Genomic DNA, 25,439 nt, shown 5'->3' with positions numbered 1-25,439 from the left:
GCTGCGAACCTGCCCATGAATATAGTCACCATCGATGCCGGCACCACCAATACGCGTACCCTGCTATGGCGCGACGGCCTTGTCGTCGCCCAGGCGCAGCAGGAAACGGGCGTGCGCAATACGGCCATCGACGGCCATAACGGCGCGCTGAAACAGGCGCTGCGCGAGACCATGGCCAGCGTGCTGGCCAGCGCCGGCATCGCGCCGTCTGCCGTGGAGCTGGTGCTGGCGTCAGGCATGATCAGTTCCCCGATGGGCGTGCAGGAAGTGCCGCATGTGCCGGCGCCGGCCGGCCTGGCGCAGCTGGCGCAAGCCATGCAGGCGGTGGATTTGCCCGACGTGCTGGCGCAGCCCCTGTGGCTGATCCCCGGCGTGCGCAACCAGCATGGCGCCATCGGCCTGCATAACGTCGAAGCGATGGACATGATGCGCGGCGAGGAAACGGAAGTCGTCGGCCTGCTGCAGCGGTTGCAGTTGCGCGGCGCCGCCACCTTGATCATGCCCGGCTCGCATACCAAACTGGTCAGTGTGGACGAGCAGGGCCGCATCCTCGGCTGCGCCACCACGATTGCCGGCGAGCTGCTGCAAGCCATTTCGCAGCACACCCTGATCCGCCAGTCGCTCGACGGCGAATTTGCCGACGTGCTGGTGCCGAAGATGCTGCTGGCCGGCGCCGTCGCCGCGCAGAAGACGGGATTGGCGCGCGCCTGTTTCAGCGTGCGCACCCTGGGCCAGTTCAGCGCCGTCGAACGCAATGAACGGGCCAATTTCCTGATGGGCGCCGTGCTCAGCGGCGACCTGCTGGCACTGCGCAACAGCACGGCCATCCAGATGCGGCCGGACACCACGCTCGTCATCACGGGCAAGCCGATGCTGCGCCAGGCGCTGACCCTGCTGATCGAGGAGCACGGCTTCTTTTATGGCAAGCGCATCGTCGTCGACGACGCGCAGCAAGCGAATATGGCGGGCCATGGCGCTCTGCTGATCGCCGCCGCGCGCGGCTTGATTCCACTGCGGGAGGCCGCATGAGCGAGCTGAAAACGAAGCGCCCGCTGCGTTCGCACGCGTGGTTTGGCGGCGACGACAAGGACAGTTTCATTCACCGCAGCTGGATGAAGAACCAGGGCTACCCGAGCGACGCCTTCGATGGCCGGCCCGTGATCGGCATCTGCAATACCTGGTCCGAGCTGACGCCCTGCAATGGCCATTTCCGCGACCTGGCCGAAGCGGTCAAGAAAGGCGTGCTGGAAGCGGGCGGTTTTCCCGTCGAGTTTCCCGTCATGTCGCTGGGCGAATCGAACCTGCGTCCCACGGCCATGCTGTTCCGTAACCTGGCCAGCATGGACGTGGAAGAATCGATCCGCGCCAACCCGATCGACGGCGTGGTGCTGCTGACGGGCTGCGACAAGACGACGCCGGCGCTGCTGATGGGCGCGGCCAGCGTCGACTTGCCCACCATCGTGCTGTCGGGCGGCCCCATGCTCAACGGCAATTACCGTGGCCAGCCTATCGGCTCGGGCACGGACGTGTGGAAGTTTTCCGAGGACGTGCGCGCCGGGCGCATGACGCAGGCGCAGTTCCGTGAGGCCGAGTCGTGCATGTCGCGCTCTTCCGGCCACTGCATGACGATGGGCACGGCTTCCACCATGGCCAGCATGGTCGAAGCGCTGGGCGTGACCCTGCCCGGCAACGCGGCCATTCCCGCCGTCGATGCGCGCCGCAGGCTGCAGGCCCAATTGACGGGCCGGCGCATCGTCGGCATGGTCGCGGAAGACCTGAAGCTGTCGCAGATCCTCACGCGCGCCGCGTTTGAAAATGCCATCATGGTCAATGGCGCCATCGGCGGCTCGACGAATGCAGTGATCCACCTGCTGGCCATCGCGGGACGCATCGGCGTGGACATGCAGCTGGGCGACTGGGACCGCCTGGGACGCGACATCCCGTGCCTGCTGAACCTGATGCCGTCGGGCCAGTACCTGATGGAGGATTTTTACTATGCGGGCGGCCTGCCCGTGATCATGCGCGACTTGCTGGGCAAGCTGCATGGCGAGGCGCTGACGGTGACGGGCGCTACCATTGCCGTCAACGTGGCCGAGGCGGAAAACTTCAATCCGCACGTGATCACGCCGCTGGCGCAGCCGTTCAAGGAAGAGGGCGGCATCGCCATCCTGCATGGCAATTTGGCGCCGCGCGGCGCCGTCATCAAGCCGTCGGCCGCCTCGCCCGCGCTGATGCAGCACCGTGGCCGCGCCGTCGTCTTCAACAGCATCGAACACTATAAACAGCGCATCGACGATCCGGCCCTCGACATCGACGCGGATTGCGTGATGGTGCTGCAAAATTGCGGCCCGCAGGGTTATCCGGGCATGGCGGAAGTGGGCAACATGGGATTGCCGAAAAAACTGCTGGAGCAGGGCGTGCGCGACATGGTGCGCATCTCGGATGCGCGCATGAGCGGCACGGCGTATGGCACGGTGGTGCTGCACGTGGCGCCGGAAGCGGCCGTGGGCGGCACGCTGGCGCTGGTGCGCGATGGCGACATGATCGAACTCGATGTGGAAGGCCGGCGCCTGCACCTGGACGTCGACGAGGCCGAACTGGCGCGCCGCCGCGCGCAATGGCGGGCGCCGGCGCCGGCCATGAAGGGCGGCTACCAGTCGATGTACATCAAGCACGTGACGCAGGCCGACGAAGGCGCAGACCTTGATTTCCTCGTCGGCTGCCGCGGTTCTGCCGTTCCACGCGAATCGCATTGATAGCGCACGATCAGACCTGCTGCGCGTCGTCATTTGCGGCCTCGATGCTCGCTGCCTCGGCGGTCCCGTGCTAAGCACCGTTGCGCGTCTCGGCCACAACGGACTTCCGCCCGCGACGGTTTCATCATGCGTTACACATAGTTAAAGGAAAAATGATGGGGACACAGGCTCAATTGCTGGTCGATGCACAGGATTATCTCGGCGAGGGCGTGCGCTGGTGCGAGCGCAGCGGCCGCGTTTTCTGGACGAATATCGAAGGCTGCCGGCTGCATGCGCTGCACCTGGCGACGGGCGAGCGCCAGAGCTGGGACATGCCCGAGCGCCTGGCCTGCTTCGCCCTGACGGACAGCGCCGACGTGCTGCTGCTGGGACTGGCTTCGCGTCTGGCGTGGTTTGACGCGCGTAGCGGGGCCGTCACGCCCTTGCACACGGTGGAGGGGGACTTGCCCATGACGCGCCTGAACGATGGCCGCTGCGACCGCCAGGGACGCTTTGTCTTCGGCACGCTCGATGAACGCCCGTGCCGCGACGCCATCGCCAGCTTCTACCGCCTCAACCTGGACCTGACCCTGGAACGGCTGCCGCTGCCGCGCATCGCCATTTCGAACAGCATCTGCTTCAGCGTCGATGGCACGGCCATGTATTTTTGCGATTCGATGAAGAAGGCGATCTATCGCTGGGATGACTACCTCGGTGGCGACGCCAGCCAGGTGCGCGTGTTTGCCGTGCTCGATCCGGGGCCCGGCGCGGCCGATGGCGCCACCATCGATGCCCACGACCACCTGTGGAGCGCGCAGTGGGGCGCGGGCCGGGTCTTGCGCTTCGCGCCGGACGGCAGCGTCGAGCGCAAGGTCAGCCTGCCCGTATCGCAACCCAGTTGCGTGAGCCTGGGCGGTCCCGACTATGACGAGCTGTTTGTGACGACGGCGCAGGAAACGCTGACACCGGAGCAGCTGCAGCGCGAACCGCTGGCCGGCGGCTTGTTCCATGCGCGCCAGCCTGGCGTGCGCGGCCTGCCGGAAGTGCGCTTTGCAGCGCTGCCGGCCTGACAGGAGAGAGACATGGACAAGCATACGGTTTTCCAGGCCATCATCGAGCGGGGCATGGTGGGCATCGTGCGCGCCGGTTCACCCGATGCGGCGCTGCAGATTGCCGAGGCATGCATCGCCGGCGGCATCACGGCATTGGAGGTGGCGTTTACCACGCCCGATACCCTGGGCGTGCTGCGCACCCTGCGCGAACGCCATGGAGACAAGGTGCTGCTGGGCGCGGGCACCGTGCTCGACGCCGAGACGGCGCGCGCGGCCATCCTGGCCGGCGCCCAGTTCATCATCTCGCCCGGCGTGAACGTGGACACCATACGCCTGTGCCAGCGCTACCAGGTGCTGGCCATGCCGGGCGCGATGACGCCGACGGAAATCGTCACGGCCCTGCAGGCGGGCGCCGACATCGTCAAGGTCTTCCCCGCCGAGATGTTCGGCCCCGCCTACATCAGGGCCCTGCGCGCACCGCTGCCGCAAGCGCCGTTGATGCCGACGGGCGGCATCACCGTGGAGAACCTGGGCGACTGGTTTGCCAGCGGCGCCGTGGCGGTGGGCATCGGCAGCAGCCTGAGTGGCCCGGGCGCCACGGGCGACTATGCGGCCGTGACGGCGCGCGCGCAAGCCTTCGTGGCGAAGATGGCGGCCGTGCGTACGCCTAGGTCTTCAGGCTAGCTCCCGCCGGACCGGGAATCTGCTACGCTAGGCGGGCAATGTCGCACGCCTGACCATAGAAAAATATGTCCAACATCGCCCGCATCCTGCAAGACAGCCGCATCATCGCCATCGTCGGCATGTCCGACAAGCCGGAACGCGCCAGCCACGAGGTGGCCGATTATCTGCTGCGGCACGGCTACCGCGTACTGCCCGTCAATCCGGCCCTCGCCGGCCAGCAGGTGCTGGGCCAGCGTGCCTACGCTACCCTGACCGAGGCCGCAGCGGCCGTGGCGCCGGCGCGCATCGATATCGTCGACTGCTTCCGCAAGTCGGCAGATATTCTGCCCATCGCCGAGGAAGCCATTGCCGTCAAGGCCGGCTGTTTGTGGCTGCAGCTGGAGGTGGTCAACGAACAGGCGGCCCAACTGGCGGGCGCGGCGGGGCTGGACGTGGTGATGGACCGCTGCACAAAAATTGAGCACCGCAAGCTGGCGGTGGCGGCATGAAGGCGCGCACGCAGTTCCGTGCCGGCAAGGACTTCGATCTGCACGAGGATGTTGCGGGCAAGCGCTTGCTGGGCGCCGCTACCAAGGCGGCGAATAAAAAACTGACGCCAGCCCAGTGCAAGGCCATCGATCGCGAGGAAACCGTGGCGCTGACGGCGCAGATCGCCGAGTGCCAGAGCATGCTGTACGCGCAGCACAAGAAAAAAGTGCTGCTGGTCCTGCAGGGCATGGATACCTCGGGCAAGGATGGCACGGTGAAGGCCATCTTCAGCAATATCAACCCGATGGGCATCCGCGCCGTGGCGTTCAAGGGGCCGACCGATATCGAACTGGCGCACGATTACCTGTGGCGCGTGCACCAGCACGTGCCGGTGAAGGGTGAGATTGCCATCTTCAACCGCAGCCACTACGAGGATGTGCTGATCACGCGCGTGCAGGACATGATCGACAAGGCCGAATGCCAGCGCCGCTATGCGCAGATCCGCGATTTCGAGCGCATGCTGAGCGAAACGGGCACCGTCATCCTGAAGATCTTCCTGCATATCTCGAAGGACGAGCAGCGCGGGCGGCTGCAGGAAAGGCTCGACGATCCGGACCGCCAGTGGAAGTTCGATCCCAACGATATCGCCCAGCGCAAGAAGTGGGATGCGTACCAGCGCGCCTATGAAACGGCGATCCGCGAAACCGATGCCGACCATGCGCCCTGGTATGTGGTGCCGTCGAATTCCAAGACCCAGCGCAACCTGGTGGTGGCCTCGTTGCTGCTGGAAACCCTGCAGGGCATGAAGCTGGCCTATCCGCCGCCCGACCCGAAGCTGTCGTCTTTCAAGGTCGAGTAAATCCGCGCCGCGCCTGCGAAATCGGCCGCGCTGTGGCATAGTATCCCCCGTCGATAATTCAAACCAGACCGGAGATCCATATGCTGCAGTTGAAAGATCCAACCTTGTTGCGTCACCAGGCTTACTTGAACGGAGCCTGGGTTGACGCCGACGCTGGCCAGACGATTAATGTGAGCAATCCCGCCACCGGCGAGCATATCGGCACGGTGCCCCTGATGGGCGCAGCCGAGACGCGCCGCGCCATCGAAGCGGCCAACGCCGCCTGGCCAGCCTGGCGCAAGAAGACGGCCAAGGAGCGCGCGGCCGTGCTGCGCCGCTGGCATGACCTGATCCTGGAAAACGCCGACGACCTGGCCCTCATCATGACCACCGAGCAGGGCAAGCCGCTGCCCGAGGCGAAGGGCGAGGTGCAGTTCGGCGCCTCGTTCATCGAATGGTTTGCCGAAGAGGGCAAGCGCGTCTCCGGTGATACCCTGCAGTCGCCATGGCCGGACCGCCGCCTGGTGGTGACCAAGGAGCCGATCGGCGTGTGCGCCGCCATCACGCCGTGGAATTTCCCCGCCGCCATGATCACGCGCAAAGTCGGCCCGGCCCTGGCCGCCGGCTGCCCGATGGTCTTGAAACCTGCCGAAGCGACGCCGTTTTCCGCGCTGGCGCTGGCCGTGCTGGCCGAGCGCGCGGGCGTGCCTGCGGGCGTGTTCAGCATCGTCACCGGCGCGCCGAAAGACATCGGCGGCGAAATGACGTCGAATCCGATCGTGCGCAAGCTGACGTTTACGGGGTCGACCCAGGTGGGCCGCCTGCTGGCCGAGCAATGCGCGCCGACGATCAAGAAACTGTCGCTGGAACTGGGCGGCAATGCGCCGTTCATCGTCTTCGACGACGCCGACCTCGATGCGGCCGTGGAAGGCGCCATCGCCTCGAAATACCGCAATGCGGGCCAGACCTGCGTCTGCGCCAACCGCCTGTACGTGCAGGACGGCGTGTATGAAGCGTTCGCCGAAAAACTGGTGGCGGCCGTGGCCAAGCTGAAGGTCGGCAACGGCATCGAGGCGGGCGTCACGCAAGGTCCGCTGATCGATGGCAAGGCCGTCGCCAAGGTGGAAGAGCACGTGGCCGACGCGCTGGCCAAGGGCGGTCGCCTGCTGGCCGGCGGCAAGCGTCACGCGCTGGGCAATGGCTTCTTCGAGCCGACCATCATCGCCGACGTGACGAACGACATGCGCGTGGCCACCGAGGAAACCTTCGGCCCGCTGGCGCCGCTGTTCCGCTTCAAGACGGACGATGAAGTCGTGGCCCTGGCCAACAACACGGAATTTGGCCTGGCCGCCTACTTCTATTCGCGCGACATCGGCCGCATCTGGCGCGTGGCCGAAGGCCTGGAAACGGGCATGGTCGGCGTCAACACGGGCCTGATCTCGAACGAGATCGCGCCCTTCGGCGGCGTCAAGCAATCGGGCCTGGGCCGCGAAGGGTCGACCTACGGTATCGAAGACTACCTGGTCATCAAGTACATCTGCATGGGCGGTATCGATGCTTGATTGACGCTGCTGCGCGGCGCGCTTTCCGGATGGCGATACAGCCCCGGCACCGCGCGCCACGCTTTGCGCCAGCATCCGCGACGGTCGTTATTGACGGCTGTTGCGCGCCGCTCCCAGACGGTCCAGCATGCGCTTGACCGCATCCATCTGCGTGCCGCTGCGGGTGTAGAAATTCGGATCGAGGGGGTTGAGGCTGGTATAGCCCCAGAAATCCCAGCAGCCTTTCGGGTTGTAGGGGAAGACGGGGCTCGGTTCGGCCTGCGGATACAGCACGATGATCTTGTTGGCGTCGGCCACCTGGTTGTAGCCGGTGCTGGTGTAGAACCGGTTGCCGATCGCCTGCGTCGTTTGCAGGCAGCCGTGGAAGACCACGTGCACGCGGCAGCTTTCGCTGTCGCACGCTTTCGGAATGTAGGCGTAGGCCGTGTTGTTCATGCTCGAGTACGAGTTCCGGATGAAGCTGCGCTGGTTGAAGGAAATCAGCTTGCCCGTCAGGGTGGTCGACGAGGGCAGCAGGTCCGGGTACAGGTGCTGCAGGATGTCGCGCGCCTGCACGAAGTCGCAGTCGTTGATGAACGGCGACGCCGTCACATCGCAGGCCTTGTCCTGGTTGTTGTCGGTGATGATGGCATGGCCCGCATTGACCGTGTCGACGAAGCGGATTTGCGCCGTCGGCGTGCCCGCCAGTTCATAGAATTTCCCCACCTGCTCCACCACCGGCCGCGTCACGGTCTGGTCTTTCGTTCCGCTGAACAGATACACGCGCTGGCGTTTCAGGTTGGCCGTATCGTCGATCAGGCGGGCGCGCGCGAAATCGTTCGCCGCGCGCAGCAATTCGCTGGCCACGGGCGGCGCGACGTGCGCGGAATCCGGATTCATGCAGGTGCCCAGGGCGTTCGTCAGGTAGGGGATGTAGGGGAAGCTGCCCGGCTGGCCCGAGCAGAAATACGGGCCGCCCGCGATGATGCCGGCGCCGGTCACGGTGGATGAATAGGCGACGGCAAATTGCGCCGCCATGAAGGCGCCCGAGGACAGGCCGGAAACGGTCGTCTGGCTCAGGTCGGCCTGGTAGGCGGGCAGGGCGGGCGCGTCGCCCGTCGCGGCGGCCTGCGCCTTGGCCGTGGTGGCGGTGACGGCATGCGCGATGCCGGGTGCGAAGGTGAACAGGCAGGCGGCCAGCAGGGCGCCGGTTGGTGTCGCTAGTTGCGGGAAGGGCATGGCTACTCCACAGGACAATGAAACAGGGATGGGAAAGGCCGAGCATAGGTAAAAATGCTGTGCCGTGGGCAAGTACTGCGCTGGCCTTGATGTCGCTCAAGGAATCGCTGTTGTTGTTCGTCTCATACGTGCGCGCGGCGTTTGGCATAGAATGGTTTTTTTTCTTACCACCATGGTGCCCTTCATGTCCAAGACCCTTGCCCAGCTGTTCGCGCTGACCACCCTCGCTGCCAGTGCCAGTCTGGCCATGCCGGCCCATGCTGCCGATGCGGCTACCGCTGCGAGCGCCGCTGCGCCAGCGGCCTGCCCTGCCATCCTCAAGCAGACGTTCAACCGCCTGCAGGATGAAGCGCCGCAAAACCTGTGCCAGTATGCGGGCAAGGTCGTGTTGGTGGTAAATACGGCAAGTTATTGTGGTTTTACCAATCAATACGAAGGACTCGAGGCGCTGTATGCGAAGTACGGCAGCAAGGGCCTGGTCGTGCTGGGTTTCCCGTCGAACGATTTCGGCAAGCAGGAACCGGGCAACAGTAAGGAAATCGCCGATTTTTGCTACAACACCTATGGCGTGAAGTTCCCCATGTTCGCCAAATCGGTGGTGTCCGGCCCGACGCCGAACCCGCTGTACGTGGACCTGATCAAGCAGACGGGCAAGACGCCGGCCTGGAATTTCCATAAGTACCTGATCGACCGCCATGGCAAAGTGGTGGAAAGCTTCCCCAGCAAGGTGACGCCGGACGATAAAAAGCTCGTGGGCGCCGTCGAAAAGGCGCTGGCGCTGTAAGCCGCCGATACAAAAGCAGGCCAGGCGCCTGCTTTTTTTTAATGTTGCGCTTGTCGTCTTGCTATCATTGTCCTAAGCTGGTTGTTCGCGTTTGTCAAAACAACCATCAAGGAGATCATCATGGCGTATGTCGATGGATTTGTCGTTCCCGTACCGCAAGCCAAGCTCGATGCTTACCTGGCCATGTCGCGCGCCTGTGGCGCCGTCTGGCGCGAATATGGCGCGCTGGAATTTCGCGAATGCGTGGGCGACGATGTCAAGCCGGGTAAGTGGACTTCGTTTCCACAGGCGGTGGATTTGCAGGATGGCGAAGTGGTGGTGTTTTCCTGGATCGTTTACGAGTCGCGCGCCAAGCGCGATGAAATCAACGACAAGGTCATGAAAGACCCGCGCCTGGCCGAGATGATGGATCCGGCCAAGCTGCCTTTCGATGGCAAGCGCATGATCTACGGCGGTTATGAAATGCGCATCGACGCCTAGCGGCTGAAACAGTCCATGGCCGCGTTGCCATGCCTTGTCGTGCAGTTGCACTGCCTTCGGCGCTGCGCCTTGCCTTGAACTGTTTCAGGTTGCAGGAGTTCATGGCGGTGTTGCCAGGCCTCGCCGTGCGGTTGCAGGGCCTTCGGCGCTGCGCCTTGTCCTGAACTGTTTCAGGTTTCAGGAGGAGGCTGTAAGTTGCGCCGGCAGCGCGCCGCGCAGTGCATTGCAGACGACGATGGCCTCGGCCTTTGCCAGCATGGCGCGCGTGATGATGGTTTCCTGCGCATCCCAGGCCGGATCGGCCAGCATGGCGGCGCGCTGCACGCCGGGCAACAGGCCACAGGCTAGCGGCGGCGTGTGCCAGCGGCCGTCCAGCCGGACGAAGACATTGCTGCGCCCGCCCTCGGTCAGCTCGCCGCGCTCGTTAAAGAACAGCATGTCGAAGCCGCCTTGTGCCTCGGCCGCGTGCCAGGCGGCGTCGTAGCGCGTGCGTACGCTGCTCTTGTGGCGCAGGAACAGGTCGTCTGCCACGGTGGCGTCCGGCGCCAGCATGATCTTTACCGTGTCCGGCAAGGCGGTGAGGGCACCGCTTTGCACCGTGAACTGGCCATCCGGGCGCAGCGCCAGGCGCAGGCGGAACGGCGCGTCGTCGCTGCGTTCGGCGCAGGCGGCCTGCAGCGCGGCGCGGGCGGCGCCGTCATCCCAGATAAAACCGAAGTAGGCGGCGGAGACGGCCAGGCGCGCCAGGTGGCGCTCGGGCTGGCGGCAGCCATGGTCGCGGCTGGCGTACAGGGTTTCAAACAGCTCGAAGTCGTTCGCCAGCCCCGTCAGGAAGCGCGCCTTGAGCTGGCATTCCGCGTATTCGTCCGCGGCATCGCTGTCGAGCACGATGCCGGCGCCGACGCCCATCTCGCCGCGCCGCATGCCGCCGGCACCGGGCGCCTGCAGGGCCAGCGTGCGGATCGGCACGGACATGCAGAAGTCGCCCACGGCGTGGCTGGTGCCGGCGAGCGGGGGATCGAACCAGCCGATGGCGCCCGTGTAGACGCCGCGCGCTGCCGGTTCCAGTTCGGCGATGATTTCCATGGTGCGCCGCTTGGGGGCGCCCGTGATCGAGCCGCACGGGTACAGGGCCTGGAAGATGTCGCTGAGGGTGGCGTCGTCGCGCAGGCGCGCCTGCACGGTGGAGGTCATCTGCAGCACGCTGCTGTAGCGCGTCACCTCGAACAGGGCGGGCACCTTGACGGAGCCGGTGGCGGCGATGCGGCCGATGTCGTTGCGCAGCAGGTCGACGATCATCAGGTTTTCCGCGCGGTTTTTCGGGTCCCGTGCCAGGGCGGCGGCGCGGCGCGCATTTTCTTCCCCCTGTTCTGCAGGGGCGGCCGGCGCCGTGCCTTTCATGGGGCGCGCCATCAGCTCGCCCTGCGCATGGCGCACGAACAGTTCGGGCGACAGCGACAGCAGGGCGCAGCCATCGGGCAGCATCACCAGCGCGCCATACGGCACCGGCTGGCGCGCGCGCAGCCGCGCATACAGGGCCAGCGGCGAGCCGAAGGCGTCGAAGCGCAGGCGGTAGGTGTAGTTGACCTGGTAGGTGTCGCCGGCCACGATGTAGTCGTGGATGCGATCCAGCGCGCGCGTGAATTCGGCCTGGTCGATATTCGCGCTGATGCCGGCTACGCCAGCCGGCGTGTCGGAGGCCGGCGCGTGATCCGCCAGCCACTGCGCCACGGCGTCCTGCGACAGCTGCCGGCAGTGCTCGAAGACGAGCACCTGCGCCAGCGGCGGCGCGTCAAGGCTGGCCGCGCGCGGCGGCATGGCCAGCAAGTGCGCGCCCAGTTCGTAGCTGCACACGCTGACGGCGTATTGGCCGCGATCCAGGGCCGCTTGCAGCCCTTCGAGCAGGGCCGGCCACTGTTCCCCCTCGCTGCATTGCAAGACCGCCGCCAGGCCCGTGTACAGGCGCGAACCGGCGCCAGGGGTGCTGGCGTCGTCGAGCAGGGCGAAACAGTCGGTGGACATGGGGACAGCGACAGCGGTGATTTATCCCAGCAGCATGGCGATTTGCAGCGCCGCTTCCTGGGATGGATTGATCTTGAAGCCGCTTTTCGCATAGCGGTGCCAGCGTCCGATGACGAAGCTGACGATCAGGGTGGCGCGCGCCGCCACTTCGCTTTCCTTGCCATGGCCTTCGGACGCGGCCACGCGCAGGGCCTGCTTGAGCGCCAGTTCCACGCGGTCGTAGAACTGGTTCATGCGCACTTGCAGGCGCTCGTCCTCATTGACCAGGGCGTCGCCGATCAGCACGCGCGTCATGCCCGGGTTGCTGATGGCGAAATTGAGCAGCATGCCGATGATGTCGCGCGTTTGTGTCATGCCGTCGCTGTGCTTTTCCGCGATCTGGTTGATCAGGCCGAAGACGCTCGACTCGATGAATTCGATCAGCCCTTCGAACATTTGCGCCTTGCTGGCGAAATGGCGGTACAGGGCCGCTTCCGACACGGCCAGTCTGGCGGCCAGTGCGGCAGTGGTGATTTTTTCGCCTTTCGGCTGCTCCAGCATTGCGGCGAGGGCCTGAAGAATTTGTAGCCTGCGTTGGCCCGGCGGTGTGCTTGCCATGTTTTCTCTTGTAGTTAAAAAAAATGCTGCCTTGATGGGGAGTACCGAAACCGCCGCTAGCGGTCTGGCCTCCGGCGTCAACCGGAGGCCGAGGCCTTCCCCTTCAACGCAGGCGATGAAGGCGGCGTGCCAAATGCCGGACAGATTTTACTTTGACATCGACGTAAGCGGGGCGATTTAACGCTTTTGGCAACGTCGCCACCCCGATCGGATCGGCCATTTTCAGGTATTGCGTGACCCATGCCGTGCGCAGGCCCAGTCTTTTTGCGCCCTTCAGGTTGGCCAGCGTATCTTCCACCAGGATGCAGCGGCCGGGCCGGATTTGATGCTTGCGCATCAGTTTGCGCAGCATCAGGGTCGATGGCTTGGGCCGCAGCTGGCGGTGCACATGCATCGCCTCGATGGCGATATGCTGTGAAAAATGCTGACGCAGGCCCAGGTGGCGCATCACGTCGCTCGAATAGCGCAGCGGCGCGTTGGTGAGTAAAATTTTACGGCCAGGCAGGCGTTTGAGTAAAGCCCCCAGTCCCCGTTCGGCGTGTATCATGGCCCGCAAGTCGCCGAAGGTATGCGTCTCGTGCAGAAAATGCGCGGCCTGCACCTGATGGTGCTTGACCATGCCCAGCAAAGTGGCGCCATAGCGGCGCCAGTAGGCCGCGCGCGCCGCATTGACGACGGCGTCGTCCGCCGGCGTCACGCCATCGCCCAGCACCCGCGCAATATACGTGTTCATATTGGCCGTGATGGTGGGGAAGATGGCGTGCGAGGCATTGTGCAGCGTGTTGTCGAGGTCAAACAGCCAGACCGGCGACGAGCGGTTAAGATGGGACACAGGCACAGGAGTCTTTAAGCAAAGATGAAAAATTCAACAATCAGGAAAACCATGCGACGCCAGATTATAGTGATGTTTTGCGGATTATTCTTGCTGCCGTTGCAGGCGGCCCTTGCCGACGCGACGCCGGTGGTGCAAAACCGGGGCGCCCTGTTCAAGGTGCAGGACGCCGGACATACCCTGTATTTGTTCGGCACCATCCACGTCGGCGCCCCCGATTTTTACCCGCTCGAACCGACGGTGACGCAGGCATTGGAGGGCGCCGGCGCGCTGGCGCTGGAGATCGATCCGGGCGCCGACCCGCGCGCCGCCCTCGGCGCCGTGCTGAAGTACGGCATGGATACGCCGGGCAGCAAGGTGCCCGCCGACTGCCGCCAGACCCTGGCGCCGCGTCTGGCGCCGTTGTTGCAAAAATACGGCATCGCGCCAGAGTCGGTGGCGCCGATGAAGCCGTGGATGCTGGCCAGCATGCTGGCCATCGGTGAATTTTCCACGCTCGGCTACCGCTCCGACCTGGCCGTCGACAATTATCTGTCGCAGCAGGCCAAGGCGCGCAAGATCCCTGTGCTGGAACTCGAATCGATGGAAGGCCAGATGGCGCTGTTCGGCGCGATGACGCCAGCCGACCAGTGCCGCTTCCTGGAAGACGGCGTGACCTCGATCGAGGAGCAGGAGCAAAGCCAGGAAGCGCGCGAGATCGCCAATGCCTGGCGCACGGCCGATGCGGCCGCGTTCGACAAGCTGGCGGCCAAGGCCGCGCAAGATCCGTCGTTCGCCGCGCAGTTCGTGCAAAAGGTGCTGCTCGACGGCCGTAATCCGGCCCTGGCCGACGGCATCGCCAAGCTGCTGGCGCGCGAAAAGCACAGCCTGGCCGCGATCGGCGTGCTGCATCTGGTCGGGACGAAAAGCGTGCCGGACCTGCTGCGCCAGCGGGGCCTGAAGGTGGAACGGGTGTATTAAACCAAAGAAGAGATAGTACTAGCTCGGTCGCGCAACAAACGGCGGCAGAGCTGATGGAAAAGTGTTCAGGGCAAGGCGTACTGACGAGGACACTACGCTAGTACGGCGAGCAAGTACAACGCCGCCATGGGCATTTTTAACGCTGGGGGAGATGATGGCAGAGCAGATGGAAAAGTGTTCAGGGCAAGGCGTACTGACGAGGACAGTACGCATGTACGGCGGGGAAGTACAACGTCGCCATGGGCATTTTTAACGATGGGGAGATGACGGCAGAGCAGATGGAAAAGTGTTCAGGGCAAGGCGTCGAGCCGAAGACAGTACGCATGTACGGCGAGGCGAGACAACGCCGCCATGGACATTTTTTCAGCTGCGGGGAGATATAGTTGGTGCCCTTGACGTGGATCGAACACGTGGCCTCTCCCTTACCAAGGGAGTGCTCTACCACTGAGCTACAAGGGCAAATTAAAAGCGGCGCCAGGTGATCTGCGCCGCCAAACTACTCGCTGCGATGCGTTGCGATTTTTTTAGTGCGAACGGATCATAGTACCAAAAGCCTGCTCGGTCAACACTTCCAGCAATAATGAGTGCTCGATGCGGCCATCGATGATGTGCACCGTGTTCACGCCGGACTTGGCGGCGTCGAGCGCCGACGAGATTTTCGGCAGCATGCCGCCCGAGATCGTGCCGTCGGCGAACATCTCGTCGATTTCGCGCGCCGACAGGTCGGTCACCAGGTTGCCCTGCTTGTCCTGGACGCCGGCGATATTGGTCATCATGATCAGCTTTTCCGCTTTCAGGATTTCCGCGATCTTGCCCGCCACGACATCGGCGTTGATGTTGTAGGCCTGGCCATCCTGGCCGAAGCCGATCGGCGAGATGATGGGAATGAAGGCATCGTCCTGCAGTGCCTTGACGACGGCCGGGTTGATGGCGTCGATCTCGCCGACGAAACCGATGTCGAGGAATTCGCCCGGATGTTCACGGTCAGGCATCTGCATCTTGCGCGCGCGGATCAAGCCGCCGTCCTTGCCTGTCAGTCCCACGGCCTGGCCACCGTAATGGTTGATCAGCATGACGATATCCTGCTGGACTTCGCCGCCCAGCACCCACTCCACCACTTCCATGGTTTCTTCATCGGTGATGCGCATGCCCTGCACGAAGGTGCCTTGCTTGCCGATTTTTTTCAGCGCATTGTCGATTTGCGGGCCGCCGCCGTGGACTACGACGGGATTCATGCCGACCAGCTTGAGCAGGATGACGTCGCGCGCGAAGCCGTGCTTCAGGCGCTCGTCCGTCATGGCATTGCCACCGTACTTGATGACGATGGTTTTGCCATGGAAATTACGGATGTATGGCAGGGCCTCGGCCAGAATCTGCGCCTTGATTTGCGGCGACACCGCCGTCAAGTCGTCATTCATGTCCAGGTTCAAGTTAGCTAGTTGATTCATGGCGAGTCCGGAAAATAGATTTGTGAGATTTTACAGGGAAGAAGAAAATCTTGGAGGCATTATAGGGCGATCTTGTTGTATTTTCCCTGATCATCCTATAGTCTGGCCCGATATGTCCTCCAGCCAGCCCTTTTACGGCCAGTTACATCTGCGTCGCCCAGCATGACAGCGTGCCACACACTTGCCAATTCAAACATAGCCATGAGTCAGTGTACCCTCTGCGGCGCCACTTTCCAGTGTGGCCAGCGCGATCCGAACGCCAACACCCCGTGCTGGTGCACGGCCCTGCCAGCGGCCGTGCCCGTGCCGGGCAGCGCCGCCGCGGGGTGCTGGTGCCCGTCCTGCCTGCAAGCCCACATTACGGCGCTGGCGCCTCCTGTAAAAGCGGCCGCATCGGCCAAATAAGCGCTTTGGCGTGCAATTGCTTTGCGAAAGACCTTGCATTTTGTAGGGGAATACGGTCAGACTTCGCTTTTTAAGAATTTCTGATAGGAAACTGTCATGCGTTTCAGGGATATCCGGATCGGCGTGCGCATCAATGCGGGCTATGCCATCCTGATCGGGCTGATGCTGGTCGTCATCGTCCTCGCGGGTAGCCGCATCTATGCGATCCGCGCCGAGACCGACGATATCCTGCAGCGTGACTGGGTTGCCGCCAAGGCCACCAGCAAGATCCATGGCCTGGCGCGCGAGGCGGCCACGCGCATCGCCAGCCTGCCGATCCAGCACCAGCTGGCGCTGCGCCAGGCGAACCAGGCGCGCCTGGAGGCGATCCGGCAGGGCATCGACGAGCAGGTGCGCATCCTCGACAGCCTCGATGCGCGCTCCGACGAGCGGCGCCTGCTCGCGCAGATGCACCATGCGCGCACCGACTATTACGCGTCGCTGCAAACGATGTTCGCGCTGGTCGAGCGCGGCGACGATGCGGCCGCGGAGCAGGCCATGCAGACGCAGACCCTGCCCGTGCTGGAAAAGGTGCTGCTGTACGTGGGCCAGCTCGATGACTTGCAGCAGCAGCAGATTCGCGACAGCGCGGCCAGGATACGCAGCGACATCGATACCTCGCTGATGCTGATGGGCGGTATCGGCCTTGCCGCCTTGCTGATCGGCCTGGCCTTTGCCTGGTCGGCGCGCTCGATCACGCGTCCGCTGGGCGAGGCGGTGGCGATCGCCACCCGCGTGGCCAATGGCGACTACAGTTCCGTCATCGAAGTGACGTCGCGCGACGAGACGGGCGAATTGATGCAGGCGCTGAAGAACATGAGCACCAGCCTGGCCGTCGAGCAGGACCTGCGCCATGCCGTGGAGGTGGCCGAGGATGCGACCAAGATGAAATCGGACTTCCTGGCCAATATGTCGCACGAGATCCGCACGCCGATGAACGGCATCATCGGCATGACCCACCTGGCGCTGCAGACCGAGCTCACGCCAACCCAGCGCAACTACCTGGAGAAGGTGGAGTCGGCGTCGAAAAACCTGCTGGCCATCATCGACGACATCCTCGATTTCTCGAAGATCGAGGCGGGCAAGATGGCCTTTGAAAAGGTCGATTTCTTCCTCGAGGACGTGCTGGCGCAGATCGCCGACCTGTCCGTGATGCGGGCCCAGGACAAGGGTCTCGAACTGCTGTTCGACGTCGCCCCCGACGTGCCCAATGCGCTGCAGGGCGATCCCCTGCGCCTGGGCCAGGTGCTGATCAATCTGACCAACAACGCCATCAAATTCACGGACAAGGGCGAGATCGTCGTCAGCATCCGCCTGCGGCAGCTCGAAGAGCACGCGGCCGTGTTGCGCGTCGACGTGCGCGACACGGGCATCGGCCTGACGCCGCCGCAGCGCAGCAAGTTGTTCCAGGCATTTACCCAGGCCGACACTTCCACCACGCGCCACCATGGCGGCACGGGCCTGGGACTGACCATCAGCAAGCGCCTGGTGGAAATGATGGAAGGCGAGATCGACCTGGAAAGCGAAGCGGGCGTGGGCAGCACCTTCTTCTTCACGGCGCGCTTCGGCCTGGCCGCCGTGCCGCGCGACAGCCTGCCGCAACTGCAGCATCAGCAGCGCTTCGAGGGCCTGCGCGTGCTGGTGGTCGACGACAACCCCAGCGCGCGCGAGATCTTCGTCGGCATGCTGACGGCCTTGGGCTTCGAGGCGCGCGCCGTGTACAGCGGCACGCTGGCCATCGGCGCCGTGGCGCAGGCGCGCGCCGAAGGGCGGCCGTATGGCTTGTTGCTGATGGACTGGAAGATGCCGGGCATGAACGGCCTCGATACTCTGGCCGGCATCCGTGCCGACGCCGCCGGCATCGATGCGACGCCGGCTTGCATCATGGTCACGGCATTTCACCGCGAGGCGCTGCTGGAGGCGGCGCAGCAGCGCGAGCTGCCGCTCGACGGCGTCTTGAACAAGCCGGTCAGCGCTTCGACCCTGCTCGACCAGATCTCGTTCGTGTTTGGCGGCGTGACGGGACAGAGCCGCAAGACGCAGCGCCAGAGCAGCTACCGCGACGACGAGCGCGCCCTGCGCGGCGCCTGGCTGCTGCTGGTGGAAGACAATGAGGTGAACCAGGAAGTGGCGCAGCAAATCCTCAGCGACGCCGGCATCCGCGTCGACATCGCCGGCAATGGCGCCATCGCGCTGGCGAAAATCGCGGAAAATCCCTATGACGGCGTGCTGATGGACTGCCAGATGCCGGTGATGGACGGCTACCAGGCCACGCGCAAGCTGCGCCAGGACCCGCGCTATTCGAACTTGCCCGTGATCGCCATGACGGCCAATGCCATGGTGGGCGACAAGGAAAAATGCCTGGACGCCGGCATGAACGACTTCATCGCCAAGCCGATCGACGTGGCCCAGCTGTTCGGTACCCTGGCGCGCTGGATCGCGCCGGCCATGCCGCAGGAAGTCAATGTGGCGGTGGCGCAGGCGGACGCGGAATTGCCCGTGGTCGCCGGCCTGAAAATGGCGGAGGCCATGCGCCGCGTGGGCGGCAATGCCGCTTTGATGCGAAAATTGCTGGACCGCTTCGTGGAAACCCAGTTCGACGCCATGCTGCGCATCGTCGCCGCCATCGAAAACAACCAGCTCGAGACGGCCATCCGCGAAGCGCACACCCTGAAAGGCCTGGCGGGCAATATCGGCGCCAGCGGCCTGGCCGACAGCGCGGCGCGGGTCGAGCATCTGCTCAGCCTCGGTTCGCATGACGGCTTGCCGCAGGCGCTGGCCGCCTGCACCCTGGCGCTCGACGAGCTGGTGCCGAAGATCGTGCTGGCCATGCAAGCGCGTGGCGCCGTCGCGGAAGCGGCCGGCGTCGCGGTGACGCAGGTGGACCGGGCGCGCCTGGAGGCCGGCTTGCGCGAGCTGTCGCAGCTGCTGCAGCAGGATGACGCGCAGGCGGTCAAGCATCTCGATGGCATCGGCCCCGTGCTGGTCGCGGCAGGGCAGGCGGAACACGCGCGGCAACTCAAGCGCATGCTGGGACAATACGATTTCGAAGGTGCGCTGGCGCAGCTGGGCGAGGTGGCCGAAGCGCTGGAGCTGACACTGTGACAAGGACAACTATGCAGAGCGAAGGACGGGCATGAGAGCGCCGGCAAGCAAGCCAACCATCCTGGTGGTCGACGACACGCCAGACAATATCGACCTGCTGCGCGCCGTGCTGGAAGACGAGTACCGCACCAAGATCGCCGTCAATGGCGAGCGCGCGCTGAAGATCGCCGCCGGCAGCGACCAGCCCGACCTGATCCTGCTCGACATCATGATGCCGGGCATGAGCGGCTACGACGTGTGCCGCGCGCTGAAGGGCAATCCTGCCACAGCCGGCATTCCTGTGATCTTTGTGACGGCCATGAGCGAAGTGGCCGACGAGCAGCTGGGCCTGGCCCTGGGCGCCGTCGACTACATCACCAAGCCGATTTCGGCGCCCATCGTGCTGGCGCGCATCAAGACGCAGCTGGCGATGAAGCAGATGCAGGATTTTTTGCGCGACCAGAACCAGTACCTGGAGACCGAGGTGGAACGCCGCGTGCAGGAGGTCAAGGCGCTGCAGGACGTCACCATCCACGCCATGGCCTCGCTGGCCGAAACGCGCGACAGCGAGACGGGCAACCATATCCGCCGCACCTCGCATTACCTGAAGGCGCTGGCGGAAAAAGTGCGCGACCTGCCGCGCTTCCGGGATTTTTTGACGGACAAGAATATCGAATTGCTGTTCAAGACGGCGCCGCTGCACGACATCGGCAAGGTGGGCATTCCCGACCATATCCTGCTCAAGCCTGGCCGTTTCGAGCCGCATGAAATGGCCATCATGAAGACGCACACCACGCTGGGGCGCGACGCCATCCTGGCGGCCGAGCACGAACTGGGCATCGAGGTCGATTTCCTCAAGTATGCGAAGGAAATCGCCTACAGCCACCATGAAAAATGGGATGGCAGCGGCTATCCGCAGGGGCTGGCCGGCGAGGCCATCCCGATTTCGGCGCGCCTGATGGCGCTGGCCGACGTGTACGACGCCCTGATCAGCCGGCGCATTTACAAGCAGGGCATGGGCCATGCGCAGGCCGTGCAGATCATCGTCGAGGGGCGCGGTTCGCACTTCGACGCCGAGATCGTCGACGCCTTCCTGGAGATCCAGGACCAGTTCATCGCCATCTCCAACCGCTATGCCGACGGCGTGTGCGAGATCGCCGACAAGCAGCGGCAGGTGGCGCCGTTTGCCGAAAAAATCAGCTGACGGTCTTGAAGAAGCGCAGCTGTTTTGCATCCGGCGGCTGGCGTCCGGCCCTTGCCGTCGGTATCGCTGCCGCCCGACCTGGCGTGGCCGGCGCCTTGCATGTCATCTCCAGATCAGTGATCAGCTGACGGTCTTGAAGAAGCGCAGCATCTCGCGGCTGGCGTCCGGCCCCTTGCCATCGGTATAGCTGCCGCTGTCGCTGCCGCCGGACCAGGCATGGCCGGCGCCGTGGATGACCCAGTATTCTCCCAGGGGCGAGCCATCGGCCTGGCTGTGCGTGGTGCGCGTGTAGCGGTGGCCGTTCGGTACGCTGCCATCGGTGGACGCGGCCCTGGCCGCCTTGCCGCCGGCCTGGCTGCGCACGCCCTGGGCGATCAGTTCATCGCCATTGCGCAGGTTGACGGTGGTGTCGCGGTCGCCGTGGAAGACGATGATGGGCACGCCGCCGGCCGGTGCCTGGCGCTTGGGATTGGGCATGGCGCCGCCCTTCATGGCCGCCAGCGCCGACGGCAAGTCCTGCGCCGAGGCGAAGGGCAGGCCCGAATGCACGCCGACGGCGGCAAAGATTTCCGGATACAGGGTGCCGACGATGACGGCCATGGCGCCGCCCGCCGAGAGTCCCGCGATGAACACTTCGCGCTCGTTGACGGGATACTCGTCGATGACCTGCTGCGCGATGCCGGCGATCAGCGATGGTTCGCCCTGGTCGCGCTGCTGGTCGAGTGCATTGAACCAGTTCCAGCAACGCGAACTGTTGGCGCCCTGCGTCTGTGCCGGGTAGACGACAAAGCATTGTTTTTCCTCGGCCAGTGCGTTCATCTGCGTGCCGGCCGCGAAATCGTCGGGATTTTGCGTGCAGCCGTGCAGCATGACGACCAGCGGCATGGCCTGGCCATGGTAGCTGCTGGGAATATACAGTTTATAGGCGCGCGTGCCCGCATGGTTGCGGTACACGCCATCGATGAATTGCGCGCCGGCCGGCAGATGCGCCGGCGCCGTGCCCGGCGTATTGAAACCGGGCGCTTGAAACGTGGGCATGTCGAAGCTGTGCTGCCCCAGGCCGGCCGGCACGCCCAGGCGCGCCATGAAGTCTTGCGCGAATTCCTGCGCCGCCTGTGCCGGCGTGGGTGGTGCGGGAGGCGTCTCCGGCGTGGCGCCAGGCTGCGGCTGCGCAGCCGATGGCGGTGGATTGATATCGCGCATGGGCGGCGGCGCTTGCGTGGCCGCAGCCTGCGGCGCCAGACCGGCCGCGGCCAGCGCCTGCTGGATGGCTTCGGTGGCGGCGGCAGGACCCTTGGCGAGGTTATTGCCCATCAAATTGCGGGTTGCGGCGCGCATGTGCGCGAACATGTCTTGAGCTAGTTTCATGACCATCCTTAACGGTGCCGCGCATCGGCCGGGCCATCGCCGCGAACCAATACGCTAGTGAATTCGCCCTGCAAGCGCCGTCTTGACGACGGTGCTGGCGTGCAGGGCACCTAATACGAAGATCGACTCGATGGTGGCCAGTGCCAATTCCACGGAGACGTCGCTGGCGATGCTGGCCAGTCCCAGCACCTGGATTTGCAGGCGCTGGCCGGCTGCCTGGATCGCTTCCAGGTCGGCGCGCGAATAATGCTGCATGCCCAATACCAGGCTTTTACGGGCGACGGTTTGCCTGACCACGTCGGCGTGTGTGCCCAGCTGATTGCGTATGGCCGTACGGATCAGGTCTGTACGGTTGGAATAAAATCCTTCCTGCACCAGCAGATCGATCTGCCCCAGGTCGATCAAGCCCAGGTTGATCGTGATTTTTTCTGATTCCCCAATTTTGGGCTTGCTGTCTTGCTTGGCCATAAGTCTCCGTGTACTCCATGTGGCATCCAATTGCCATCTACATGGATGGTAGTATAGTTCTGTAACATCTCAAGTCAAGCAGGATTTGCCTGATCCGGAGGCAGGATAGCCGCCGGCAGAGTGAAAACGCGGTGCAAAATAAATGTGCGGACAGTTATTTTTTGTTAATATTTTACGCTTAAAAATGTAGCGACAGAAACATTGTCGTGTTGCTTGGCCGCCTCGCCGCGCCGCTTTCGCGGCATAATGAACGCCTACACGTTTACCGATGCCGCTCCATGATGGTCGATACCCCGCCAGCCGTTCCGCTCCCCTTGCCGTCGCCGGTGCCGTCGCCCTGCGTCAGCCTGTGCAAGATGAACCGCAACAGCGGCCTGTGCGAGGGCTGCCTGCGCACGCTCGACGAGATCATCGCCTGGAGCAAGGCCGACGACGACTTCAAGCGCGCCGTGTGGGCCCAGCTGCCGGGCCGTGTATCCCTGCTCGATTTCGAGCCCGACTACTGAGGACGCCCATGTCGCGATCGCCAGCGCTGTTCCCCGATTCCATTCAGGTGTTCGAACGCGGCTGGCTGTCGTCGAATAACATCCTGCTGCAGGGGACGCACGACACGGCCCTGATCGACAGCGGCTATGTCACGCATGCGCCGCAAACCCTGGCCCTGCTGCGCCACAGCCTGGCCGGCCGCCCGCTGGAGCGCCTGTTCAACACCCATCTGCACTCCGACCATTGCGGCGGCAACGCGCTGCTGCAAGCCGAGTATGGCTGCCATACGGCCATTCCCGCGTCGGAAGCGGACAAGGTGCGCGCGTGGGATGTCGATGCCCTGAGCTTCCAGGCCACGGGCCAGCAATGCCCGCGCTTCGGCTTTGACGCCACCGTCTCGCCGGGCGACATATTCACCCTGGCCGACATGCGCTGGCAGGCGCTGGGCGCGCCCGGCCATGACCCGCACTCATTGATCTTTTACTGCGCCCAGGAAGGCATCCTGATTTCCGCCGACGCGCTGTGGGAAAACGGTTTCGGCGTGATCTTCCCGGAGCTCGACGGCGGCTCCGGCTTTCCTGAAGCGCGCGCCACCCTGGACCTGATCGCCGGCCTGGACGTGCGCGTCGTCATCCCCGGCCACGGACGGCCATTCCAGGACGCCGCCGGCGCCCTGCAGCGCGCCTATTCGCGCCTTGACTACCTGGCGTCCGACCCCGTGCGCAATGCGCAGAATGCCGTCAAGGTCCTGCTGAAATTCCTGCTGCTGGAACGCCAGCGCATCGCCCTGGCCGAGATACCAGCCCTGTTGCGCGGCATGCCCGTCTTCGAAGAGGCCAACCGGCGCTTCCTGCGCCAGGAAGCGGCCGCGCTGGCCGAATGGGCCGTATCGCAGTTGCTCAGGGCTGCAGCGGCACGCGTCGAGGGTGAGTACCTGCTTAACGACGGTTAGCGCGGTACTCGATTAAATTCAGCACGATCGTACTTTTTCTGCACTATAATCAACGTTCAGTGTGTCTCTCACGTCCGATCAACTTTCCAGCGAGTCCGCCATGGCACTGCCTGCAGCGTTGCAAAACCTCTCCTTACCCGTTATCGCGTCGCCGATGTTCATCGCCAGCGGCCCGGCCCTCGTCGCGGCGCAGTGCAAGGCCGGCATCGTCGGTTCCTTCCCGGCCCTGAACGCGCGTCCCGCCGAACTGCTCGACACCTGGCTCACGGAGCTGCAGGCCGAACTGGCCGCCTTCCAGGCCGCCAATCCGGATAAAAAGGTGGGACCGATCGCCGTCAACCAGATCGTGCACCAGTCGAACGACCGCCTCGCGCATGACGTGGAAGTCTGCGTCAAGCACCAGGTCCCCATCATCATTTCCTCGCTGCGCGCGCCGCCCAAGGAAATGCTCGACGCCATCCACAGCTATGGCGGCATCGTGCTGCATGACGTGATTTCGATCCGCCACGCGAAGAAGGCGCTGGAAGCGGGTGTCGATGGCCTGATCCTGGTGGCCAGCGGCGCCGGCGGCCATGCTGGCACCCTGTCGCCATTCGCGCTGGTGGGCGAAGTGCGCAAATTCTTCGACGGTCCGCTGGCGCTGTCCGGCTCCATCGCCACGGGCGACGCCGTGCTGGCCGCGCAGGCGATGGGCGCCGATTTCGCCTACATCGGTTCGCGCTGGCTGGCGACCAAGGAATCGAACGTCAGCGACAGCTACCGCGATGCCATCGTCGATTCCGCCGCAGCCGACATCGTCTACACGAACCTGTTTACGGGCGTGCACGGCAATTACCTGAAGAAATCGATAGAAGCTGCCGGACTCGATCCGGAAGCCTTGCCTGAAGCGGACAAGAGCGCGATGAATTTCGGTTCGGGCAGCGCCAAGGCCTGGCGCGATATCTGGGGCGCCGGCCAGGGCGTGGGCTTGATGGACGATGTGCCGACGGTGGCCGAGATGGTGGAGCGCCTGAAGGCGGAATACGCTGCGGCGCGCGCGCGCCTGAAGCTGTAACGTTGGTGAGGATGTCGGATGACGCGCTGCGCGCCAATCCGACCTACTCGAACCTGGTGGCGTAGGTCGGATTAGCGCAGCGTAATCCGACTACCATCATGAATCACTCCTGCTTCAAATCCTCGGGCTTGATGGCCCACAGGCCCGGCAGGTTGCGCCAGTAGCCGTACGCATCCATGCCGAAGCCGACGACGAAGCGGTTCGGGATCACCAGGCCGACGATGTCCGCCTGCACGGGCTTTTTCTTGCCGATGGCCTTGTCGGCAAACACGGCCAGGATCACTTCCGAGGCGCCCATGTCCAGCAGGCGCTGCTTGACGTGCGCCAGGGTTTCGCCTTCATCGAGGATATCGTCGAGCACGATCACCGTGCGGCCCGCCACGTTCGAGCGGGGGATGACTTTCCACACCACTTCGCCACCCTTGTCGTCGTCGCCATAGCGGCTCACATGGATGTAGTCGAACTCGAGCGGAAAGCTCAGCTGCGGCAGCAGGTTGCCCGTAAACACGACGGCACCACCCATCACGCCCAGCACCAGCGGGAATTCCTTGGAATCGTCGGCGTTGAAGCGCGTGTTGAGTACCTCGGCCATGCGCGTGATCGACGCCTGCACGGTATCTTGGTCGAACAGCAGTTCCGCGTTCTTGATCAGGTCGCGGGCACGGTTGTGATGAAATTCTTGCATGGACTCTTGCATGG

The 25,439-nt window shown here is 64.2% G+C and carries 24 protein-coding genes and 1 tRNA gene; 16 read left to right on the top strand and 9 right to left on the bottom strand.

Annotated features, from left to right (window positions below; translation table 11 throughout):
- The first annotated feature begins 15 nt into the window (after positions 1 to 15).
- The 7 genes from AC1RDJ_RS09900 to gabD all read left to right on the top strand — a co-directional run bounded on the left by AC1RDJ_RS09900 (position 16) and on the right by gabD (position 7,339).
- Positions 16 to 1,029 carry a 2-dehydro-3-deoxygalactonokinase gene (locus AC1RDJ_RS09900; protein WP_289887932.1) on the top strand — a complete coding sequence of 338 codons (1,014 nt, stop codon included), beginning with the start codon at positions 16 to 18 and terminating at the stop codon, positions 1,027 to 1,029.
- Positions 1,026 to 2,756 carry an L-arabinonate dehydratase gene (araD, locus tag AC1RDJ_RS09895; RefSeq protein WP_493027322.1) on the top strand — a complete coding sequence of 577 codons (1,731 nt, stop codon included), beginning with the start codon at positions 1,026 to 1,028 and terminating at the stop codon, positions 2,754 to 2,756. Before AC1RDJ_RS09900 ends, araD begins: the two co-directional genes overlap by 4 nt.
- Positions 2,757 to 2,911: 155 nt before the next feature.
- Positions 2,912 to 3,805: an SMP-30/gluconolactonase/LRE family protein gene (locus AC1RDJ_RS09890; protein ID WP_071325882.1), complete on the top strand. Its 894-nt coding sequence runs from the start codon at positions 2,912 to 2,914 to the stop codon at positions 3,803 to 3,805.
- Between the two features lie 12 nt (positions 3,806 to 3,817).
- Positions 3,818 to 4,471, top strand: a complete 654-nt coding sequence (locus AC1RDJ_RS09885) for a bifunctional 2-keto-4-hydroxyglutarate aldolase/2-keto-3-deoxy-6-phosphogluconate aldolase (protein WP_493027321.1) — start codon at positions 3,818 to 3,820, stop codon at positions 4,469 to 4,471.
- A 65-nt stretch (positions 4,472 to 4,536) separates the two neighbouring features.
- The gene (locus tag AC1RDJ_RS09880) at positions 4,537 to 4,959 is read left to right on the top strand and encodes a CoA-binding protein (protein ID WP_493027320.1); all 423 of its coding nucleotides are present in this window, start codon (positions 4,537 to 4,539) and stop codon (positions 4,957 to 4,959) included.
- Positions 4,956 to 5,798, top strand: coding sequence for a PPK2 family polyphosphate kinase (locus tag AC1RDJ_RS09875; protein WP_156894982.1), 843 nt, complete (start codon positions 4,956 to 4,958; stop codon positions 5,796 to 5,798). Before AC1RDJ_RS09880 ends, AC1RDJ_RS09875 begins: the two co-directional genes overlap by 4 nt.
- A gap of 80 nt (positions 5,799 to 5,878) precedes the next feature.
- Entirely contained in the window at positions 5,879 to 7,339 is a 1,461-nt protein-coding gene (gene gabD, locus AC1RDJ_RS09870) for an NADP-dependent succinate-semialdehyde dehydrogenase (protein ID WP_071325879.1), read from the top strand.
- 87 nt (positions 7,340 to 7,426) lie between these two features.
- On the opposite strand, the gene AC1RDJ_RS09865 is transcribed toward gabD, so the two are convergent.
- A complete protein-coding gene (locus AC1RDJ_RS09865; RefSeq protein ID WP_493027319.1) occupies positions 7,427 to 8,557 on the bottom strand; it encodes an extracellular catalytic domain type 2 short-chain-length polyhydroxyalkanoate depolymerase in 1,131 nt (376 codons plus the stop codon).
- A gap of 184 nt (positions 8,558 to 8,741) precedes the next feature.
- On the opposite strand from AC1RDJ_RS09865, the gene AC1RDJ_RS09860 reads away from it, so the two are divergent.
- Positions 8,742 to 9,341: a glutathione peroxidase gene (locus AC1RDJ_RS09860; protein WP_289887927.1), complete on the top strand. Its 600-nt coding sequence runs from the start codon at positions 8,742 to 8,744 to the stop codon at positions 9,339 to 9,341.
- Between the two features lie 120 nt (positions 9,342 to 9,461).
- On the top strand, positions 9,462 to 9,821 hold the full coding sequence (locus AC1RDJ_RS09855; RefSeq protein ID WP_071326769.1) for a DUF1428 domain-containing protein: 360 nt from the start codon (positions 9,462 to 9,464) through the stop codon (positions 9,819 to 9,821).
- A gap of 177 nt (positions 9,822 to 9,998) precedes the next feature.
- Here AC1RDJ_RS09855 and pabB read toward each other — a convergent pair whose 3' ends face one another.
- The 3 genes from pabB to AC1RDJ_RS09840 all read right to left on the bottom strand — a co-directional run bounded on the left by pabB (position 9,999) and on the right by AC1RDJ_RS09840 (position 13,278).
- Complete coding sequence (gene pabB / locus AC1RDJ_RS09850; RefSeq protein WP_493027318.1) at positions 9,999 to 11,843, bottom strand: aminodeoxychorismate synthase component I; 1,845 nt, start codon at positions 11,841 to 11,843, stop codon at positions 9,999 to 10,001.
- A gap of 21 nt (positions 11,844 to 11,864) precedes the next feature.
- Positions 11,865 to 12,440: a nucleoid occlusion factor SlmA gene (gene slmA / locus AC1RDJ_RS09845; RefSeq protein WP_071325876.1), complete on the bottom strand. Its 576-nt coding sequence runs from the start codon at positions 12,438 to 12,440 to the stop codon at positions 11,865 to 11,867.
- Positions 12,441 to 12,543: 103 nt separating this feature from the next.
- Positions 12,544 to 13,278, bottom strand: coding sequence for a pyrimidine 5'-nucleotidase (locus tag AC1RDJ_RS09840; protein ID WP_493027317.1), 735 nt, complete (start codon positions 13,276 to 13,278; stop codon positions 12,544 to 12,546).
- An 84-nt stretch (positions 13,279 to 13,362) separates the two neighbouring features.
- Between AC1RDJ_RS09840 and AC1RDJ_RS09835 the strand changes: the two genes are divergently transcribed.
- Positions 13,363 to 14,232 carry a TraB/GumN family protein gene (locus tag AC1RDJ_RS09835; RefSeq protein WP_493027316.1) on the top strand — a complete coding sequence of 290 codons (870 nt, stop codon included), beginning with the start codon at positions 13,363 to 13,365 and terminating at the stop codon, positions 14,230 to 14,232.
- A gap of 384 nt (positions 14,233 to 14,616) precedes the next feature.
- On the opposite strand, the gene AC1RDJ_RS09830 is transcribed toward AC1RDJ_RS09835, so the two are convergent.
- Positions 14,617 to 14,691: transfer RNA gene (locus tag AC1RDJ_RS09830), tRNA-Thr, on the bottom strand.
- A gap of 65 nt (positions 14,692 to 14,756) precedes the next feature.
- On the bottom strand, positions 14,757 to 15,650 hold the full coding sequence (argB, locus tag AC1RDJ_RS09825) for an acetylglutamate kinase (protein ID WP_010393729.1): 894 nt from the start codon (positions 15,648 to 15,650) through the stop codon (positions 14,757 to 14,759).
- Between the two features lie 192 nt (positions 15,651 to 15,842).
- Here argB and AC1RDJ_RS09820 point away from each other — a divergent pair, with 192 nt between their 5' ends.
- The 3 genes from AC1RDJ_RS09820 (at position 15,843) to AC1RDJ_RS09810 (ending at position 20,412) form a co-directional block, all read left to right on the top strand.
- Entirely contained in the window at positions 15,843 to 16,085 is a 243-nt protein-coding gene (locus tag AC1RDJ_RS09820) for a cysteine-rich CWC family protein (protein ID WP_493027315.1), read from the top strand.
- 96 nt (positions 16,086 to 16,181) lie between these two features.
- Positions 16,182 to 19,229, top strand: coding sequence for a response regulator (locus AC1RDJ_RS09815; protein WP_493027314.1), 3,048 nt, complete (start codon positions 16,182 to 16,184; stop codon positions 19,227 to 19,229).
- Positions 19,230 to 19,260: 31 nt separating this feature from the next.
- Positions 19,261 to 20,412 carry a response regulator gene (locus AC1RDJ_RS09810; RefSeq protein WP_071325872.1) on the top strand — a complete coding sequence of 384 codons (1,152 nt, stop codon included), beginning with the start codon at positions 19,261 to 19,263 and terminating at the stop codon, positions 20,410 to 20,412.
- Between the two features lie 120 nt (positions 20,413 to 20,532).
- Here AC1RDJ_RS09810 and AC1RDJ_RS09805 read toward each other — a convergent pair whose 3' ends face one another.
- On the bottom strand, positions 20,533 to 21,780 hold the full coding sequence (locus tag AC1RDJ_RS09805) for an extracellular catalytic domain type 1 short-chain-length polyhydroxyalkanoate depolymerase (RefSeq protein WP_493027313.1): 1,248 nt from the start codon (positions 21,778 to 21,780) through the stop codon (positions 20,533 to 20,535).
- A 54-nt stretch (positions 21,781 to 21,834) separates the two neighbouring features.
- A complete protein-coding gene (locus tag AC1RDJ_RS09800) occupies positions 21,835 to 22,248 on the bottom strand; it encodes a CopG family transcriptional regulator (RefSeq protein ID WP_046681879.1) in 414 nt (137 codons plus the stop codon).
- A 278-nt stretch (positions 22,249 to 22,526) separates the two neighbouring features.
- Between AC1RDJ_RS09800 and AC1RDJ_RS09795 the strand changes: the two genes are divergently transcribed.
- From AC1RDJ_RS09795 to AC1RDJ_RS09785, 3 genes are all read left to right on the top strand, one after another.
- On the top strand, positions 22,527 to 22,754 hold the full coding sequence (locus AC1RDJ_RS09795) for a DUF1289 domain-containing protein (RefSeq protein ID WP_442905872.1): 228 nt from the start codon (positions 22,527 to 22,529) through the stop codon (positions 22,752 to 22,754).
- An 8-nt stretch (positions 22,755 to 22,762) separates the two neighbouring features.
- On the top strand, positions 22,763 to 23,686 hold the full coding sequence (locus tag AC1RDJ_RS09790; protein WP_493027312.1) for an MBL fold metallo-hydrolase: 924 nt from the start codon (positions 22,763 to 22,765) through the stop codon (positions 23,684 to 23,686).
- A gap of 100 nt (positions 23,687 to 23,786) precedes the next feature.
- Positions 23,787 to 24,740, top strand: coding sequence for an NAD(P)H-dependent flavin oxidoreductase (locus AC1RDJ_RS09785; RefSeq protein WP_071325870.1), 954 nt, complete (start codon positions 23,787 to 23,789; stop codon positions 24,738 to 24,740).
- 103 nt (positions 24,741 to 24,843) lie between these two features.
- Here the strand turns inward: AC1RDJ_RS09785 and AC1RDJ_RS09780 are convergent, their stop codons facing one another.
- The gene (locus AC1RDJ_RS09780; RefSeq protein WP_071325869.1) at positions 24,844 to 25,425 is read right to left on the bottom strand and encodes a hypoxanthine-guanine phosphoribosyltransferase; all 582 of its coding nucleotides are present in this window, start codon (positions 25,423 to 25,425) and stop codon (positions 24,844 to 24,846) included.
- Positions 25,426 to 25,439: the final 14 nt, after the last annotated feature.

The sequence above is a fragment of the Janthinobacterium sp. GW822-FHT07H10 genome (assembly GCF_058798675.1).
Note: the sequence above shows the minus strand (reverse complement) of the source record. Positions and strands in the feature narration are given on the sequence as shown.